The organism is Arenibacter arenosicollis, assembly GCF_014397245.1.
Taxonomy (GTDB): domain Bacteria; phylum Bacteroidota; class Bacteroidia; order Flavobacteriales; family Flavobacteriaceae; genus Arenibacter; species Arenibacter arenosicollis.
This window is the reverse complement of the sequence record NZ_JACLHY010000023.1, coordinates 60,884-80,154: the sequence shown is the minus strand read 5'-3', so window position 1 is coordinate 80,154 and position 19,271 is coordinate 60,884. Positions and strand designations below refer to the sequence as shown.

Sequence of the window (19,271 nt, the reverse complement as noted above, 5' to 3'; positions counted from 1 at the left end):
TCTATTTGCTTCCTTTTTGGCACTATAAAAATGAGTGGCAACACGTTCGTTTAAAAAACAAAACGGCCCTAAAAGGCCGCTTTTGGCATCGATATTTTATAAATTATAGGGTTGTGCAACGGTTACCATTGTTGGCAATAGTTATTTTAGTTAAAGTGTTTGTTATATATGTTCAGAGGAATTTTAACTTCATTAAACAAACCTTGGTAAGGCTGTTCACTTTCTGGTAACTTTTTAAAGTAACTATCTTCCAACTCTACATTTACAAACTTTTTTATATTCATTTCTTTTAAGCTAGCATCATCTATATCCAAATTGTCGGAATTGAATTTCTCTAATAAATCACTTTCTAAACTGTCAGATTCATCGGCATTGTTTTCTGTACTTTCTTGACTGTCATAATCGTATATGTTTTCTATTGACGTTGAAATATTAAGAGAGAATTTCTTAAATGAAATTTTAATATTATGGATTTCTTTAAATTCATTTATTATTTTAATAAGTTTTTCATGACTCTCTAGGTCATTATCTATAAATTCATCTGTGATTTTTGCAAAGCAATACGGGATCAATAATGATTCTTTGAAATCAGGTTTTTCATAAGCTAACCTGCTTAAGAATTCGATGATAGAATGACTGCTAAAATTTTCTTTACTAAAAACATCAAAAACTAATTTAAAAAAGTAAGCATTTGGATCTGATGATAAAGCAACTGTAATTGCTAATTCATTTGATATGTTTACATTATGTAGAAGTTTAGTGGGGATTTCAGGCATTTTAACAATATGTTCTGCTGCTAAATATTCCTGCATAGATTTATGCACAAACTCGAATGTTTCAAAACTTGACTGAATTAAAATACCTGTATGGGCTTCGACCTCTCTTACAACTTTTAAACATTGGTTTTTAGGCAATCCAAAAGATTCATTTATATTAAGGAATGAGTCTTTTAAATCATCTTCAAAATATACTTTCTTATCAAATCTAATGGTTAAATCATATGCTAAATGGCTTAAAAAATCAAATTTTCTCTCATTATCAAAATCTGAATAATTTGACTCTCTAATTATATCACGTTGTTCATCCCATTCTTCTATTAATATTCTAACTAGCTTTTTATAAATAGATTTAGGTTTGTCATAGAATTTTTTTGTCCTTTCATAAATCGCGCATAAATGTGCCAACGATATTGGTTTTAATGAAAAATCATAAAATTTAGATTTTGATATTTCTGACAAAAACTTTTCAGCATATTTGTCTTTGTCAAACCATTTATGAACGAATTTCTTTATTTGGGATTTGTTTAAATTACAAAGTTCATATTCAATTGAATTTTCAATATCTAGGTCATAAGAAGCACTTCTACTAGTTACAATCACTAAAGAATTGCGCAAGTTTAAAATCAAAGATTTAATCTCTTGACCTAAACTTCTTATTTTTAAAGGATTGACTTCGTCTAATCCGTCTAATATTATGATTGCTTTTAAACTATCCAAATAAGCATTTACGTATTTAATTCTTAATTCTTTATCTTCAATTAATGTTTGAGTCTTGACTCCCTCATTTTTAAGCACAATTTGAATTCCAAGAATGTCTTTTAGTTTTCCGTAAATAGTTTGTTCTGAAGATAAATCTCGAAGATTTATAAGAATAGGAAAACTATAATTTTTTATTTCTTCTTCGTATAGCAGAGACTGACATATTTTTTTTACAGTTGTCGTTTTACCAGCACCGGGTCCACCTAGGATTATTAAGTGGCTTTCGGTTTTGTTTATCAATTTTTCAACCCTTAATTTCTTCTCCCTCTGTTCTTTTTCTTTAAATCTGATTGCTTGTAATTCAAGGTCTAAAGCGATGTAAGTATCATTGAGATTTTTGTTACCTCTTAATTCTTTAAAACTTACCTTACTGGTAAGGTTTTGTATATACTTTGAATGGCTATTTAGAGATTCTGTTAGATCATCTTTTGAAACAACTAGTGAAATCTTATTGGAAGTAAAAATTTTTTTAATGGAATCAAAACCTCTAGATACTAATTCCCCTAAAAGTATTTCTTTAATCATTTGGTTCATTTAATTATTGCCAACGGTTAGTATATGAAAAGTGGGCGATTTCGGAGCACTAAACTTTCTGTTAAGCACAAAGTTCCGCACGAGCCAAAACCCTTGATTTTACTACTGTTTCGCCTATTTTTTATATACATTGTTAGCAGCTGGATTTATTGTTCTCTTTTAATTTCGATTAGCGTATCAAAACTATTTCTTAAAGCTAGTTGCTTGATTGTGTATATGAATCTTTCAATTTCTCTGCTTATTATAGCTTCATAGTCAGAACTCATTGAATTAAAATCATTTGGCAAAAGGTTTGAAATCGCATAGTTTATTCCTGATAACGTGGTTGGAAAATCAATGAAAACTAACTTATTATCTTTAATTTCTGTTTCCATACTTATAAATCTAGGTCGTCCTGCATAATGAAATGAGACATTTTTAGAGTTAAATCCTCTTTTCAGTTGTTCAAATTGAAGATTAACATCAGGATTCAGTCTATTAGGTATAATGACTTGAATTTTACAGTCTTTGTATTTAATACCATCCACTTCAAAACCATCATTTTCTATCAAGAATTTACAAGTTGGTAATAGTAAATTCTCAAAGTAGCCGGAAGCTAGTGTCGAAGATGGAAAGAAATTAATGTCAGAGTCAATTTGATTTCTGAAAAGTTCGCTTACTTGACTAATTGCTGAAACAAAGCTTGGTGTATCAGATTTTTCAAATCGAGCAAGTGAAATACCTGTGATATCAGATAAAACTTTTAATTCCTTATCTATAACAAAAGCACATTTTGATAAACCTAAACGACCAATAAAAAGACCTAATTCAAACAGGACATTATCTCTAGGTTGCATTACGGAATCTCCTCGATATTTGACTTCATCATCAGTTGTTCCTATTAACAAGCCAAAATCAAATTGTAAGGATGCTCTAAGTAAATCATTTAAGAAGTTATTATTTATTTTGAATACAGATGTATCCCAAACACTATCATTCCAAATTGTTACTTCAAAATCTCTTTCGAGGATTGATTTAGCAGCATTTGCTAGACCAAGCTCTTCAGATGATGAACCAATAAAAATTCTCTTTTTTCTCATTATGAATATATTAACTCCCCTTTTTCAAAATACCCCAAATAAAGCTCTTTGTGAACATCTGCAATTAACTCGTCCAAGTCAGCTTTGATCTTTTTCATTCCGTCAACAGTATCGTCTTTCAATGGTTTTTCTGTTCCATTTGGACTCTCAATACTTCTGCGGTATTCACCGTTATTAATTAATTTCTCTAATTGGTTGCTTATAGCTTTAGCTATGTTTATTTCCTTGCCTCGATAATAGTATAGTTCACTATCACTAATTGAATGAACTATTGTTGTCAAATGAAAACTACTTATATCTATATCCGCATCAGCTTTTAGTGTTTTTAAAAGTCTAATTCCTTTTCTTGAACCATCATTGGTATTATCTCCCTTTGTATTAACTTGACTAATATGTGCAAAAGGGTAGTCCAATATTTTTACCTCTTTTGTGAAATCAAACAGGTAAATTCCTCTGTAATATTCGCTAGATGTTTCCTCATATTTTTTTGAGTTATACCAAAAGCAAAAAACAATGTCAACTTTTCTATTTAGAGATTTGTTAAAAATAGAAATGTTCTTTTTCCCTGTTTTATCCACTTCGTCATAGATGTCCTCCATTATTTTTTCAGATTGACTTCTTAGACTTTTAATGTCTGAATTTGGTTTTGAATCTTTGTAAGGATTGTCGTTTGGAACTCCTACTCCTGTAAAATGATATTTATCGATAATTGTCAATAAATCAAAATCACTATGAACTTTGATATTTGTCGAAGTAGTTACTGAACCTTGAGTTCTGTATGCTCTAGAAAAATGTAAATCGTAGCCATTTTCTAAATGTTTTTGAACTCTATTTGCAGCTTCAATAGTTTTGCCATTATATTTTTTGTCAATTCTGACCATTGATTCCATTAAGTATTTAATATTCTTAGGAATACTGGTTGAACTGAAAGATTTTGTCAAAATCGATTCATTTAGTTCGTTATCAAATCTTCTTGCACTAAGATTCTGTAATCGTTTCTCGTAGTCTATTGCCATTCGGTTTATTTTATCTTGCTGCTAACAATTGTATATAGGTATTAACTATATATCACTTATAAAAACTACAAGCCCACCAGCCAGTACCTAGACACCTACTAGTGTCCTATAATTCCTATTAATCCAATAAAATTTTCTGTGTTGGGCAGCGGGGGGAGTACTACAACCTAGAGTTTGTTTCTAACCTTCTAAGTTAACAAATATTGGTTTTGGAATCCGCTTAATCGATAAAATACAGCAATATCCGTTGTATGGTATTTCTTGCTGGTCCTGGGGTTAGAATCGGTACTGCTAACAAAAATCCAATCTTTGGGGGGTATTGTTAGCCCTCCACTTTTTTAAGGAGTCGTTAAAGTTTTCACCGGTTATAAGCATTCAAACGTTCCATGATAGTAGCATCATCTATTTGTAGTCCAATTAAAAAGTCGTAGGCCTTTTTTGAAATATACTTGTTCTCGTTTTTCAGAATTCTTACCACAGATCTACACGTTTCAAGGTCGTTTACGCCGTGTTTTGAATACAGCTTTAATAGATCATCCAATTGCTGTCCATTTAATTGATGCAACAAATCTCTAGACGCATATACAACCTCTAAACTCAGTTCAGGAGCCTGTCCCAACTTTTTCAGCAATTCCTTTTGGATACTGTGATTGACATTTGGATACATTGAAAATAAATGCTCTTGCAAATCGGTAGCTTTTAAATGAACAGGTTCTACAGCTTGAATGGCGCTATATGCCAAATAAAAATCATCGGAAGAAACGATTTCTAAAAGTGACGTCTCCAGATCTGGTGTCAGTTCTGTTGCACTGCCAATTCTATTCAAAGCCCACAGCTTATCACTGTTATCCGGACTTTGTAAAATACGATTTATCAATAGGGGTGTCAACTGTTTTTCTGTGAGTTCTGAAACGATATCCATCGTTGGACCATTTATTACATTCCATAATTTATACGTGGTATAGGCGGCCCCCTTTACTACCATGTCAGCAACACTTTTTGAAGTGGCTCCGGAAACAGCATCAGCAGTTCCTTGCTCCTTATTGGGTTGTTCTACCAGTTTTTCAAAAGATACCACATCTAAGGGCATTGTTGAATCTGCCAATAATTGGTGTAATCGTTGGTATTCACTTTCAGAAAATGGTTCGTGGTCATATTTACTCAAAAACTCCCCTTTTGGCAATTCAAACCCTAAATACCTGCCCGTAATATTCCAGTAAACCACAATGTTCAACAACCTACATTCTTGGTCCATACACACTTCACCTGTTACTTTTTTATAGTAATGCAGCGGTAGGTTATCCTTTGTCTTGCGTAAAAAAATAGTTTCATTGGTTAGCGTGGCCTTATAAGTCTCAACAATTAAAGGTTCGTCAGCAGCACTACTTTCAATTGTAGCCACTTGCCAATATTTTATGGATTCTTTTTCTTGTAAAAAAGAGGTTAACACCATCCCTAATAAACCAATAATTGCCACGGTAAAAAAACGGAACTTGATCATGCTGTAATTCTCTATTTTTGAGCGGGAACAATGGCTCCATGTTTTTTCAACAGTTCCTTAATTTCATTGATATCCACTTGTTCAGGAGAAACACCTTGCTTACTGGCCAATACCGCAGCTACTGCTGCTGCCTGCCCCATACCCATACAAGATGCCTGAACGCGGAGTGCAGAGTTTGCCAAGCGATCACTACTCACACAACGACCCGCAACCAGAAAATTCCGGCTTTGTTTCGGAATTAATGATCGTAACGGAATACACGCTACCACATCAGGTTTTAAAAATTCTTGATAAATAGATTTTCCTTCCCTATGCAGATCGATCGGATAAAAAGAATGTGAAATAGCATCGTCAAACACCTTTCCAGAGGTATAATCATCCTTGTTCATTTTATACAAACCGTCTATTCGATAGGTTTCTCGAACGGCAGTTTCCGTTTTTAAATCCACCAGTTTCAAATTCTCACACCCCGGAAAAGTCTTTAGCGTCCTTACCAATTTCAGCAAGGTATTTCTTCCTTCATTATTGGCCTTGGTATGTACTTCGGAAGTGGTAGAATCTGCACCCGGTACATATACATAACTATAGGGAACATAGGTGTGCTCACGACTTTCCCTTTTTGAATTTTCGAGCATGTTTTGTCTCAATACGCGGTGGTATTTTTCCGGAATCTTGGTTAAATCAAGTGAATCATAGTTATAGCCTCCCAATCTAAAGATCAGGGAGCCAGGTTGTGTATCTTTTTCTCTTAGCACACCATAACCGGCCATCGATGCAATCAAGGCATTTCCAGTACAATCAATTATTTGATTGCAGACGATGGTTGTTTTTGTACCTTTTCCAACGGATTCGACGATCCATTTTCCCTTTTTAAATTCAATTTGTGTTGGGGATTCATAATAGCGAATATCCACACCTGCCTCCAGGCATTTCTCTTCGGCCAATAAAGTATATAATGGCCCATTTATCGTTACCTGATGTTTCCAATGGCTGTCTGGAACCTTAGAGAAATTGGGTAATTTATCTCCATTCAACTCCACACAATCCATCACTAATTCCCAACCAATACCGCCAATAATTTGTTTGCCCCAAGCATGGAATATCCCCGGAAAGGCAACGCCACCTGTAGTGGTAGTTCCTCCCAACTGACTCCCACTTTCAATCAAGATCGTTTCTGCTCCGGCTCTGCCAGCCTGAATAGCGGCAATAGTACCAGCCGTACCACCACCTACTACCAATATCTCTGTAGTTATACTTTCTTCTTTTACTTTATATGGCGCTACGAGCGATTCTCCCTTTGCAAAGGATGGTGTTACCATTCCAAGAGAGACTGCTCCCATGGATTTTAACATTGATCTTCTTTTCATGTAATAATTTTTTGACGATAACACAAATGTAAATAATGACAATCTAATAACTAATCCGCAATTTCATGCAACGGATATTTTTTTCTTTTGAGCATTTGTATGTGCACATGATTCAGGACGGGTTATAATTAACCCTAACTGCCGGCCGGTATGTACGCCCTAAATTGAGTACTTATTTTTATATTTTGTTACCAAGATGTTATTCGCTAATAGATACTATATAGTGTTATTGTCTTATTATAATTCTGTTTCAAATTCTTTCATCATGTTCGTTAATTCCTCAACAATCTCAGGAAATTGATCTACCACATTGTTTTTTTCACCTATGTCCGCATCAAGATTATATAGAGAAACAGGAAAAACACCACTTTCCTCTAAATTCCACCCTCTGGATTTTTCAATATGAAGTTTCCATTTCCCCATTCTAACAGCTTCCATTTCCCCGTTTCTGGCATAAAAATAAAACGGCCGTTCTGGTAATTTGGTAGTTTCAGGATGTAAAAGATAATCGCTAATGTCCAAGCCGTCCAATTTTAAATCATCGGGAATCTTTGAACCAGATATTTTTGCAAGTGTTGGATATAAATCCAAAGTGGTAGTAAAATCACTACTAACCACTCCTTTAGGAATTTTGCCTGGCCAAGCCACTATTGCCGGTACCCGCTGACCTCCGTCCCATGTTTCAGCTTTCTTGCCTCTCAGTGGTTTTGCAGAACCAATTCTAGGTCCATTGTCAGAGGTGAAAATAAAAATAGTATTATCATAGATTTTTTGTTCTTTCAGCGTTTTTACGATCTCTCCTACACTCCAATCCAATTCCATAATAACATCGCCATATAATCCTTTTTCACTTTTACCTATAAAAGCAGGAGAAGCGTGTAGTGGTGTATGTGGCATATTTTGGGCAACATACATGAAAAATGGTTTTTCACTTCTATTTCTTATTTGATCAATGGCCTCTTCAGTATATCTTTTGGTTAGATAGTCTTGGTCAGGACCGCTTTCTATCAATGTTTTGTTTCTATAAAATGGAAGGGGAGGGGATTGAAAATCAATCTCCTTATAATAATAGTTATCCATGTCATTGGAATAGGGCACCCCATAAAACATATCAAAACCCTGATTATTTGGCATAAACTCCTCTTTATGACCCAAATGCCACTTCCCGATAATGGAAGTTGTATAACCATTGTCCCCTAGTAATTCTGCCATCGTATATTCGTCCAATGAAAGCCCACCTTCTGAAAAGGGGAAAAGAACCGCTTCGTGAAGATTGTATCTTTTAGGATAGCGACCTGTTAAAAGACCGGCCCTAGAAGGCGTACAAACTGTTGCTGGAACATAAAAATTGGTAAAACGAATACCTTCAGAAGCTAAACGATCAATGTGAGGAGTCTCAAAACCTTCTGCACCATAGCACCCCACATCTGCGTAACCTTGATCATCGGTAAAGAAAATGATAATATTGGGTCTATTTTTTGAATTGTCATTACTAGGCTGACATGCTGTAATACCAAAAATTATAAGTACTACCAATTTTGATATAAATGGTTTAATCTTAATGTGCATTGAATCTTCTTTTTATTAATTGTTGGCAGCAGTTATTATTTATCCGTTCCAAATTCAAGTTGTCGCTCGTATTCTTTTTCATCAAAATAGCCTTTTGATTCTTGGATTAATCCATCATCATTTAATGTCCATTCTTCAAATCCACTAATTTTAACTTTCTTTCCTGTTCCATTTGGTACGTCATTTGTTCCGGTCAGTGTCCAATAGAATCGTTTTTTGTTAGATTTAGTGACTAGACTATCCATTGAAACAATCATATCAGGAAAAGCGTCCAAAAATCCTTTAGCAACATTTGTAATGGCATTTCTACCAACGGCAGGTTCTCCGTCATTCACTTGTAATGAACCATCTTCAGCATAAAACATAGCAACAAACTCAGGTCGGTTACTACCCCAGACTTGAGCATAGTTGCGTGCACAGAGATTTAAATCGAATTCTTTTTCTTCTTCGGGAATCCGCTGAGCGGTCCATGAAATACTTAACAGTTTCCATTGGTCGCTGTCTTTCATCATTATAGCATGATTGACCTCATTGCTACTGGCAACACCGAATTTTGAAATGACGGTAGGCATTATTACTGAGGCCAATCGATCTTCGGTTATATTTATCTTATACGAATTGGCGGATTCTAAAATAGGCTTTGGATCTTTCATATCTCGGATGTTTTGCAAATACGAGTCAATAGTCATCTCTTTATGCTGCCATTGTCCGTCCTCCGGATACGTATATGCGATAATGGCCTGGTCGAAACTCAGGTCATCCAATTCTTGAGCATCCCGGTTTCCAACTGCAGCCAAGATCCTTTCCAATATAACTTTTATTTCTTTTTCAGATTTACTTGATGTGCTTTCTATTTGGTCTGAAGTAGTGTTTTCTGAAAGTTCTTCTGTGCTTTGTTTAGATTTACAACTCACAATCAGCAAGGCTAGTAGCAAAATTGATAAAATTTGATTTTTTGAATTTTTATTCATAAACAGTTTCTTTTAATTGCTGCCAACGGTCTTTATAAACTCCCGTTTTAATGGCGATTATTGTTTGTTGGTTATTGTTTTGGAATCTACTTATTTTCATTAAAGGATTACTTCAAAGCACTATGAAGCACCTTATAAAACGCTGCAACCTGATAAGAAGCTAGCTGTTTTGGCTGGGTCCAAGCAAGTTTGATTGTTGGGCAAAACCAATGCAAACGCAATTACAGGTACTTCCAAATATTCTATCTTTAGTAAAAGTAAACCAATAAATATTAAATGGTTCAATGAGAAAACAAACTCCATCCGAGCCGTCTAAATGTTTTATTTCGATAACTTATTGGTCATCAACTTGTTCACTATAAATTATTATATTTGGTTGGTAGCAGACTTACAAAGAAATGGCATATACCAAAAAGTTGAACCATAGTTATATCTATTCTGGCCTTAAGCTATCCAGAAAGATTAGGTCTGGAATAACAATGACACACTTAATGGAACATAACCTGAACGATTGAGGAATTTGGCTTTTGAGAGGTTGCGCGTATTTGATATTAATCGTTGGAAAATCGGTTATGTAAAGATCAGGTTGGACCAAGTAAATTTACTATAAAGATGCTGTTTCCGGTGGTTGGAAGCTGTTGGACTATATAGCGGTTGCTAATTTCAATTAAAACAGAGTTTATTGCGGGTCTGTTCCCAAGGACAAAATGAATATCAATGATATAATTACCCAGAATCCGGGCTATGTAAATTAAACATTATGACTAAAAAAGGTATTGTTTCATTAGAAGGCTCTGACCGAAGGTCCTTCATAAAAAAAGCGGGGGCAGCTACACTTTTTAGTGCAGCGACCCTAAACGCTGGTTTTGCAAATCCATTCCTTACAAAGAATAAAGTTTTGAAGGTTGGCTTGATAGGTTGTGGTGGTAGAGGTACAGGTGCGGCCGTACAGGCACTAAGTGCAGACCCTGATACGGTTTTGCATGCTATGGCCGATATTTTTGAGGATAGGCTGAGCAATTCTTTGGAATTGTTGAAGAAAGAACATGGGCAACGAGCAGATGTGAAAAAAGAAATGCAATTTGTTGGTTTTGATGCTTATCAGAAATTAATTGATTCCGGAGTGGATGTAGTGCTTATGGCCGAGCCCCCGGGATTTAGGCCAAAACACTTTAGCGCGGCCATAGACGCTGGTAAACATGTCTTCTATGAAAAACCCGTTGCCGTGGACGCGCCTGGGGTACGTAAAGTCTTGGAGGCTGCAAAAAGAGCCAAAGAAAAGAACCTTTCCATAGTTTCTGGCCTCTGTTTTAGATATGATTTACCGAAACAGGCCCTCTTTGGAAAAGTATTGGGTGGAGATATAGGGGAAATAAAATCCATTTCCTCAGTTAGAAACGGGGGTGAACTTTGGCATAAAGAACGTCAATCGGATTGGAACGATATGCAATATAAAATGCGCAACTGGTATTATTACAATTGGTTGAGCGGGGATTTTATTGTAGAAATGTTCGTCCATAGTACGGACATGATTTCCTGGGCAATGGGAGAACGAATGCCATTGAGTGCAACCGGGGTAGGTGGAAGGCAGTGGCGTACGGATAAAAAGTACGGCAATATTTATGACCACTTTGCAGTGGAATTTGATTACGGGGGTGGTTTAAAAGGAAATGTTTCCACAAGGCAACTTAATGGAGGGTCGTCCAGAAACTCTGTAGAAGTCGCAGGTACATTGGGAAATGCATTTTATCAGGGAAATAGGCACGAGATTTGGGGCAAAAATGAATGGAAATATGAGGGGGAAACAAACGACATGTACCAAAGTGAGCACGACGGATTGTTTAAATCCATTCGTATGGGCAGCGCTATAAACGATGGGGAAATGGCCGCCAATAGTACCTTGATGGCTATAATAGCTAGGGATGCAGCATATTCCGGACAAACGATCAGTTGGGAAGAGGCCATGAACTCCAACGTATCCCTTGGTCCCGAGAACGATGAGTACAGTTGGGATTTAAAATATGATGGTCCAGGAATAGCCGTTCCGGGAATCACCAAAATGATTTAATTATAGATTTAGCAATTTAGAGATGAAGAGTACTCAAAATTGCTATTTTTATGGGAATACTTTATTCTGCTGTAACTAAAACTACGTCGGGGAATTTGAAGAACAGCTATTTTATTTTGATAAATAATTTAACCATAAAAACATGAAGAAAATTTCGATTAAGAGAAAATCTGCCCTTTTATCGGTATTGATAATTGTAATGATTGCTTTCCAGGCCGAGGCCCAGAATGAAGCATTTGAATTTGAATTTGGAGAGGAGGATACCTTGGAGAATTTGATTTCAGGAAAGTCGGGAGAAGCATCTACCATTAAATGGATCAATGTGAATACCGTTAAAGAGGGGTGGACCGTGGGTGCAGATGGGGTACTGGTAAACTTGGGCCATCCAATTGGGGTAGTAAGATCGGAAAAACAATATGAAAACTTTATTCTTCATGTAGAATGGCGACATATGGAAGCAGGGGGCAATTCTGGAATATTTGCATGGAGCGGTGCCGATCCAAAGGGAAATTCTCCACTGCCGGACGGTGTGGAAATCCAGATGTTGGAATTGGACTGGGTAAACATAAATGCAAAAGATGGTGTTCAGCAACCCATAGCCTATGTTCATGGGGAAGTTTGGGGTGTAGGGGGAGTGGTGACCCTACCAGATAATCCACGGGGGGAAAGAAGTAAGTCCGTAGAGAATAGATGTAAGGGAAAGGGTGAATGGAATACCTATGACGTAGTATGTGTAGATGGAGTCATTAAACTTTCTGTTAACGGTAAATTTGTAAATGGTATTTCTAAATCCACTCAGAAGAAAGGTTATTTCTGTCTCGAATCTGAAGGTGCGGAGATTCATTTCAGGAATTTAAAAGTAATAGAATTGCCGCCAGGGGTAACTACTGCTGAGCAGATAGCTCCTTTGCTTAATAAATAGTTGGGAATCCTATGGATAAGTAACAACAAGTCCGATTATAAAAGGTGAGGTTTTCCGTTGTTTCCAAAGCATAATCAGTTTCAACCCTTAGAATTCATTGCATAAAAAAATATAACCAACCAACTCACCTCCATGAAAAATTCAGTAAGATTGCGTTTATCCGTTCTAATGCTATTGGAGTATTTTATATGGGGAGCGTGGTATGTTACCATGGGCACCTATCTGATGTCCTCGTTGGAGGTAAATGCAACACAAGTGGGGGCAGCATATGCAAACCTTTCTATCGCAGCCATTATTTCTCCTTTTTTCGTGGGTCTGGTAGCTGACCGATTTTTCTCCGCACAAAAGGTATTGGGGACATTACATTTAATGGGTGCTGCCACCTTATATTATATTAGTACCGTGGAGCATTTTCAAAAATTTTGGTGGTTAATTTTGCTATACACATTGTTGTATATGCCTACGATGTCCTTGGTTAACTCCATTTCCTTTTCGCAAATGGAGGATCCCGATAAGGAATTTCCACGGATTAGGGTTTTAGGAACCGTGGGCTGGATAGCAGCGGGACTTTTAATAGGGTTTATGGAGTTGGAGACTTCTTTTATGACCTTCCGCATTGCGGCATATTGTTCTTTGGTGCTTGGTATTTTAAGCTTCTTCTTGCCAAGTACCCCGCCTACAGGTAAAAGCGCAAGTATTTCTGCCATATTGGGACTAGATGCCTTGGTTTTATTTAAGAAAAGGTCATTTATTGTTTTTTTTGTCAGCTCTATTCTAGTTTGTATCCCATTGGCTTTTTATTACAACTTTGCCAATCCTTTTCTGAATGACATAGGGATGGAAAATGCTGCAGCTAAAATGACTTTGGGGCAGGTTTCCGAACTTTTATTCATGTTATTGATGCCCCTTGCTTTTAAGAGGCTCGGAATTAAAAAAATGATGCTGATAGGTATTTTTGCTTGGGTAATACGTTATCTTTTATTTGCTTATGGGGATATAGGTCCAGGAATTTGGATGTTGTATTTTGGAATTATATTACATGGTGTATGTTATGATTTCTTTTTTGTTACAGGACAGATCTATATTGATAAGAAGTCCAAACCCTCCTTTCGAAATTCCGCCCAGGGGCTTATCACTTTTGCAACATATGGGGTGGGAATGTTTATTGGCTCTTTTGTTTCAGGAGCAGTAACCGATGATTTTCTTGTCAACATTAATGACATCTTGAGCTACCAATGGGAATCCATTTGGCTGGTTCCAGCAATAATTGCTTTATTGGTGGGTTTGTTATTTATGTTTTTTTTCAGGGAAAAACTTGTAGGCACTTTAGAAGTAGACAACAAGGTGTCGCACATTTTAACTGTAACGGACAATAGGGGTCAAAAGGATTTCGAGGGCGGTTTAGCCGATAGTGCTGATCTAAAAACGGAAAGATAATTCCCTAAAATATGTACTAATAAAATTTAATAATAATATGGTTAATAAAAGCAGTCCGGTGCGTGTTCTGGTAGTGGGCTGTGGAAATATGGGTGCATCCCATGTAACGGCTTATCACAATTTAGAGGAATTTAAAATCTCGGGTTTGATTTCACCTGGCAAGAGTAAAGAGGTTCTAAACAATAAGTTGGGAGGTTCTTATCCGTTGTTCAACAATTTTAAAGCCGCTATGAAAACTACTGATCCCAATGCCAATTAATACCAATATCAGATAAAAACTATAAAAATTAAACAGATGAAAAAATCATGGATTGCCTTATTAATACTATTAACGATTTCTTGTGGGGAAAAGAATGAATATTATACTTTGGACGATTTTGACAAGGTAGAAAAAATTGATACCCACATTCATGTTTTTGCAAATCGGAACAGTTTTGTAAATCAAGCAAAGAAAGACAATTTTCGTTTGCTGAATATTATGGTCGACCTTTCAAAAGGCGAGGAACTTATTAAAGAACAATATGATTATTGTTTTGCTCAAAAGAAAGGGCATCCTGAGGATTATGAGTTCGCTACCTCCTTTTCCATAGAGGATTGGGATAACCCAGACTTTACAAAGAATACTATTTCATGGTTGGACAAGAGTTTTAAAGAAGGGGCCATAGCTGTAAAGGTTTGGAAGAATATTGGCATGGTTTTTCGTGATAAGGATAACGAGCTAATAATGGTCGACAATCCAAAGCTGGATACGATATTCGATTATTTAGCCAGTAAAAAGATACCATTGATAGGTCATTTGGGAGAACCAAAAAACTGTTGGCTTCCGCTAGATGAAATGACAACCAACAACGATCGGAAATATTTTTCTGAACATCCACAGTACCACATGTACCAACATCCGGAACTACCTTCTTATGAAGAACAGGTGGCTGCTCGGGATCGTATGTTGGAAAAACACCCCGATCTTGTGTTTATTGGAGCACACATTGGGAGTCTAGAGTGGAGCGTTGATGAATTGGCGAAACGGTTGGACAAGTTTCCTAATATGTCTATAGACCTCGCTGCCAGAATGGGGCAAGTTTTTTATCAAACTGTAGAAAATAGGGAAAAGGTACGTGCCTTTTTTATTAAGTACCAAGATCGGATCCTATATGCAACCGATTTGGCCGATGATGGCAAGGAAAATATCAAAGAAATGCAGAAGGAGATGCATAAAATGTGGCTTACGGATTGGCGATTTTTCGTTACCGATGAGGTTATGACCAGTGATCTGGTAAATGAAGAGTTTAAGGGATTAAAACTTCCTAAGGAAGTTGTGGATAAAATATTTTATCAAAACGCAAAAAAATGGCTTAAGATGTTTCCAACAAATGATATTTGATATTATGAACAGTTAGGTGATTAACTTAAAAGAAGAAAATTTCTAATATCATCGATTCAATAAAATTTTCTGTGGTGTAAAGTGGGGGAGTGCTACAGCCATGTTTTTGTTACTATTGTTCTAAGATAATTAATATTGGGATTGATATTTGCTTAATCGATAAAATAATGCTTTGTTTGCTGAACGTAACTTTTCATTGACTATCAATTGGTTCTTAATTACAGTTTTTTAAGGTGCTGCCAATTCAATGCGATTATTTAAAAAAAAATATATCCAAGTCATTTTCATTACACATCATAATTTAGATATTTTACCGTAATAGCGAACCAAAAACCCATGAACACAAACAATGGTATTACATCTGCATTCTTTGGTCTTTTTTTATTTTTAGGATTACTATCTGGTAATGCACAGCTGGCTCAAAGCAATGACACGGCAACCTTACCCGAGTTTACTGTAGATGTATCCAAAACCATGGGTGGTTTCAAACCCTTGCACGGGGTGAACGGAGGTCCGAGAATTAGATTGGGAAATGCATTTGACAATAGTGAATATTTCAAAACCTTCGGCCCTCCACATGTACGCCTGCATGATACACGATATTCCGATGAAGAAACGGTTGATATCCATACCATCTTTCCAAACTTTGATGCCGATGAAAATGACCCGGCAAACTATCATTTTCAAAAGACGGACATTTATATAAAGTCGATCTTGGACCTGGGCGCAAAAGTAATATTTAGATTGGGTGAAAGTATAGAGCATGGGGAACCAAAATTTTACATCCATCCTCCGGCAGATTTTGAAAAATGGGCGCGCATTTGTTCCCGGATAGTGCAGCATTATAATATGGGTTGGGCCGATGGCTTTAAGTGGGATATTCAATATTGGGAAGTTTGGAATGAGCCGGACATCGCAGATTGCTGGTCAGGAACTCAAGAACAGTATCTTCAATTATATGAAATAACGGCCAAGACCTTAAAAAAACTCGATGCCAACCTAAAAGTTGGAGGTCCTACAATCGCCTTTAACCTGGACAGTGAGCTTGGCGAGGCTTTCCTTAAACATTGCAAAAATACCAATTCCCCTTTAGACTTTGTTTCCTATCACATCTATAGTAAAAGTACGGATGACTTCATGAAAAGAATTGAAATATCCAACGCCACCATAAGAAAACATGGGTTTAAAGATGTGGAAATCAGTCTATCCGAATGGAATTACATACCATACTGGCCCGATGGCAAAAACAGAGCGGAATCGCGAGATGTATTTACCCAAACCACCGGCGCCCCTGGCTCAGCCTTTACCGTCTCAGTTTTATCTTATATGCAGGATACAGGACTGAATATGGCGCAATACTATTCCGCTTTTGGAACCATTTTTCGTATTGGGCTTTTTGATGAATCAGGAATACCCAAAAAGGCAATTCATGCATTGGAAGCCTATCATAAAATGGTACAATTAGGCACGCGGGTTTCTACTTCAGGAAACAAACAGGAAACGGGTGTTTCTATTATTGCATCTACTGATTTAGGTGAGGGAAAAACAGCAGTTTTGCTAAGCAATTTTGATGATGATGCCTCTCGTTATAAACTGCAGATCAAGAATGTTCCTTTTAAAAACGAACTAAAGTGTAGCGAATATGTATTGGATGATAATCACAATTTGGACTTGGACCGCGAACAAATATTGAGCAGCAAAGATTTCAGCCTCATAGTGGACTTGCCCAAATCGACGGTTAGTTTACTTCTTTTTGAAGCTATGTAAACCATCAAAATTAAGAAACACCTATTTCTCCACATAAATGTGGCCAACGGCTAGCCGAATAGGAGGGGAGGGGTGCGGCATATACTGTAGTTTGATTCTGTATTATGCGTTAGGACTACTAGGTAGGCTCAGGAACCGGTCTATTTTTATTTTACTGTTTTGACCTATCGTTGTTTTTCTATTTTCCTGGAATGCAATAAGATGTTATGTTTTGGATTTGTTCGTTGCCATTAAATTCATATACGTCACAAGCCGAAACAAAAGATACACGTAGGCCGTCTTTTAAAAATTCTGCTGTTCCGCTAATTACAACTTTATTATCGTCAGTAATAATGTTTAAAGTTTTGAAATCAGTAGTTACCGACTTAAAGTACTTACCAACTTGTTCGCAGTTATCTATAATTGCTTGTTTTCCCGTAAAGGTATTTTCCTCTACAACTGTCCAAATAGCGTTGTCAGCGATGAAGTCATATGTTTTTTCAAATTCTCCGTTTGAAAATGATTTTGCAATTTCTACCTTAGTCATTTTGTCAATGGTTGCAGTATGATTAATTAATTTTGTCCTTAAGCATTTTCAAGAGCTTTTATATCAAACTTTTTCATTCCCATAAATACTTCCATCACCTTTTGTGCCCTATTTGGGTCGCTCAAAAGCTTTGGAAGAACTGTAGGTACAATTTGCCATGATATACCAAACTTGCCTTTTAGCCAACCACATTTGCCTTCTTGCCCACCGTCAACGATTAAGGAGCTCCAATAGTAGTCAATTTCTTCTTGCGTTTCACTGTCCACTACAAAAGAAACAGCTTCGTTAAATTTAAAGTTTGGCCCACCATTTAGTCCTATAAACTTTTTGCCGTCCAATTAAAAGGTAACTACCATTTGATTGTCTGAGGTTATTTTTGAGTTCTTGAAAATGGAGCAGTAGAATTTTGCTGCTTCTTGGGCTTGACCGTCAAACCACAAGCAAGGATAAATTTTGCCGGACATTTTAATTGTTTTTTAAGGAATTCAAAAGTTTATCTAGGTCGTTAAGAGTCATAGTGAAACCTTCTTTGAAACCCATTTGAATTATTTGTTCTAAGTCTGCAAGGGAATTATGATGTATCTCAATGCTTACTTTGGTCAATTCATTGGTTTCATCAAAGTTCAAGCTCCATTTTGAACTTGGAAAAGTGGTGTTAATGTTTCCGTTTTCGTCAGCAAAGGCATCTACATATTTGAAATTGGTTTTTGGCGAAATGTCAGTATAGTCTTGGATAGACCAATGTTCTTGACCTTCTGGACTAACCATTGCATAAAACCTGCGGCCTCCTTCTTTAAACTCCATTGACTTTGTTCGCGATTGCCAAGGTTTTGGCGCCCACCATTGGTCAAGGATTTCTTGTTTAGTGAATGCGTCCCAAACCAAAGTTAGTTCAGCCTCAAATTCCCTGTTTACAAATACCGTATTTGTGGTTTTGTCAACGGTAAAGTCGAATAACAAATTGCTTTTCATTTTTTTTGTCTTTTAATTGTTGATAATACATTGTCCAATTGATCGAATTTGGTTTCCCAAATCTTTTTGAATTGTTCCAACCATTTGTCGATTTCTTTCATTTTTTCTATTCTAATTTGATAGAAAATTTCACGTCCTTGTTGGTTTGATTCTATGAGTTCGCACTCATTTAGAATTTGAATGTGTTTGGAGATCGTAGGTCGGGCCGTATCAAAATTAGCTGCAATTTCCCCTGCAGTCATAGTTTGAGTGGAAAGCAATACCAGTATGGCACGTCTTGTTGGGTCCGCTATTGCTTGAAAAATGTCTCTTCTCATTTTCATTATGAAGCTATTTGACTACAAATATATATGAAGTCATTTAACTACGCAAATAGTTTTAGTAGATTTTTCAAAATTTAGAATGGGATATTCGAATGTTTTGGCGTCGTTCATGGTCCACCATTATGACTATATAGGAAGGTAAACCCTGCTACCGCTGGCCCTTTTAAACTAAGGTACGCCATACCTTAGTTTCGGCCCTGATCGTTTTTATTCATCGGCTAGTCTATTGATTTTTAATGGTATTCATGAATGCTACGCATTTGGGCGATCCAAAAAATGTAGAACTAATGGGTTGAACAT

16 protein-coding genes and 1 pseudogene are annotated in these 19,271 nt (G+C 36.4%); 6 read left to right on the top strand and 11 right to left on the bottom strand.

The window, feature by feature from the left end:
- Positions 1–146 precede the first annotated feature (146 nt).
- From H4O18_RS18005 to H4O18_RS17975, 7 genes are all read right to left on the bottom strand, one after another.
- Positions 147–2,063, bottom strand: coding sequence for an NACHT domain-containing protein (locus H4O18_RS18005; protein WP_187587207.1), 1,917 nt, complete (start codon positions 2,061–2,063; stop codon positions 147–149).
- A 155-nt stretch (positions 2,064–2,218) separates the two neighbouring features.
- A complete protein-coding gene (gene cap12, locus H4O18_RS18000) occupies positions 2,219–3,151 on the bottom strand; it encodes a CBASS system CD-NTase-associated NAD(+) hydrolase Cap12 (protein ID WP_187587205.1) in 933 nt (310 codons plus the stop codon).
- Positions 3,151–4,167 carry a hypothetical protein gene (locus tag H4O18_RS17995; protein ID WP_187587203.1) on the bottom strand — a complete coding sequence of 339 codons (1,017 nt, stop codon included), beginning with the start codon at positions 4,165–4,167 and terminating at the stop codon, positions 3,151–3,153. Before H4O18_RS17995 ends, cap12 begins: the two co-directional genes overlap by 1 nt.
- A gap of 358 nt (positions 4,168–4,525) precedes the next feature.
- The gene (locus tag H4O18_RS17990; RefSeq protein ID WP_187587201.1) at positions 4,526–5,668 is read right to left on the bottom strand and encodes a hypothetical protein; all 1,143 of its coding nucleotides are present in this window, start codon (positions 5,666–5,668) and stop codon (positions 4,526–4,528) included.
- A gap of 11 nt (positions 5,669–5,679) precedes the next feature.
- Positions 5,680–7,035: an FAD-dependent oxidoreductase gene (locus tag H4O18_RS17985; protein WP_187587199.1), complete on the bottom strand. Its 1,356-nt coding sequence runs from the start codon at positions 7,033–7,035 to the stop codon at positions 5,680–5,682.
- A gap of 237 nt (positions 7,036–7,272) precedes the next feature.
- Positions 7,273–8,604 (bottom strand): sulfatase family protein, encoded by a 1,332-nt coding sequence (locus tag H4O18_RS17980; RefSeq protein WP_187587197.1) that lies wholly within the window; start codon positions 8,602–8,604, stop codon positions 7,273–7,275.
- 35 nt (positions 8,605–8,639) lie between these two features.
- Complete coding sequence (locus tag H4O18_RS17975) at positions 8,640–9,575, bottom strand: ester cyclase (protein WP_187587195.1); 936 nt, start codon at positions 9,573–9,575, stop codon at positions 8,640–8,642.
- Between the two features lie 760 nt (positions 9,576–10,335).
- On the opposite strand from H4O18_RS17975, the gene H4O18_RS17970 reads away from it, so the two are divergent.
- The 6 genes from H4O18_RS17970 to H4O18_RS17945 all read left to right on the top strand — a co-directional run bounded on the left by H4O18_RS17970 (position 10,336) and on the right by H4O18_RS17945 (position 17,150).
- Complete coding sequence (locus H4O18_RS17970) at positions 10,336–11,643, top strand: Gfo/Idh/MocA family protein (RefSeq protein ID WP_187587193.1); 1,308 nt, start codon at positions 10,336–10,338, stop codon at positions 11,641–11,643.
- 142 nt (positions 11,644–11,785) lie between these two features.
- On the top strand, positions 11,786–12,565 hold the full coding sequence (locus H4O18_RS17965; RefSeq protein WP_246474406.1) for a 3-keto-disaccharide hydrolase: 780 nt from the start codon (positions 11,786–11,788) through the stop codon (positions 12,563–12,565).
- A 132-nt stretch (positions 12,566–12,697) separates the two neighbouring features.
- Positions 12,698–14,002, top strand: a complete 1,305-nt coding sequence (locus H4O18_RS17960; protein ID WP_187587191.1) for a nucleoside permease — start codon at positions 12,698–12,700, stop codon at positions 14,000–14,002.
- 37 nt (positions 14,003–14,039) lie between these two features.
- The gene (locus tag H4O18_RS17955) at positions 14,040–14,261 is read left to right on the top strand and encodes a Gfo/Idh/MocA family oxidoreductase (protein ID WP_187587189.1); all 222 of its coding nucleotides are present in this window, start codon (positions 14,040–14,042) and stop codon (positions 14,259–14,261) included.
- 36 nt (positions 14,262–14,297) lie between these two features.
- Positions 14,298–15,383 carry an amidohydrolase family protein gene (locus tag H4O18_RS17950; RefSeq protein ID WP_187587187.1) on the top strand — a complete coding sequence of 362 codons (1,086 nt, stop codon included), beginning with the start codon at positions 14,298–14,300 and terminating at the stop codon, positions 15,381–15,383.
- Between the two features lie 336 nt (positions 15,384–15,719).
- Positions 15,720–17,150 carry a GH39 family glycosyl hydrolase gene (locus tag H4O18_RS17945; protein WP_187587185.1) on the top strand — a complete coding sequence of 477 codons (1,431 nt, stop codon included), beginning with the start codon at positions 15,720–15,722 and terminating at the stop codon, positions 17,148–17,150.
- Between the two features lie 178 nt (positions 17,151–17,328).
- Here the strand turns inward: H4O18_RS17945 and H4O18_RS17940 are convergent, their stop codons facing one another.
- The 4 genes and pseudogenes from H4O18_RS17940 to H4O18_RS17925 all read right to left on the bottom strand — a co-directional run bounded on the left by H4O18_RS17940 (position 17,329) and on the right by H4O18_RS17925 (position 18,965).
- Positions 17,329–17,676, bottom strand: a complete 348-nt coding sequence (locus H4O18_RS17940) for a nuclear transport factor 2 family protein (RefSeq protein WP_187587183.1) — start codon at positions 17,674–17,676, stop codon at positions 17,329–17,331.
- A gap of 38 nt (positions 17,677–17,714) precedes the next feature.
- A pseudogene (locus H4O18_RS17935) lies at positions 17,715–18,140 on the bottom strand (VOC family protein).
- 1 nt (position 18,141) lies between these two features.
- The gene (locus tag H4O18_RS17930; RefSeq protein WP_187587181.1) at positions 18,142–18,648 is read right to left on the bottom strand and encodes an SRPBCC family protein; all 507 of its coding nucleotides are present in this window, start codon (positions 18,646–18,648) and stop codon (positions 18,142–18,144) included.
- Entirely contained in the window at positions 18,645–18,965 is a 321-nt protein-coding gene (locus H4O18_RS17925) for an ArsR/SmtB family transcription factor (protein WP_187587214.1), read from the bottom strand. Before H4O18_RS17925 ends, H4O18_RS17930 begins: the two co-directional genes overlap by 4 nt.
- Positions 18,966–19,271: the final 306 nt, after the last annotated feature.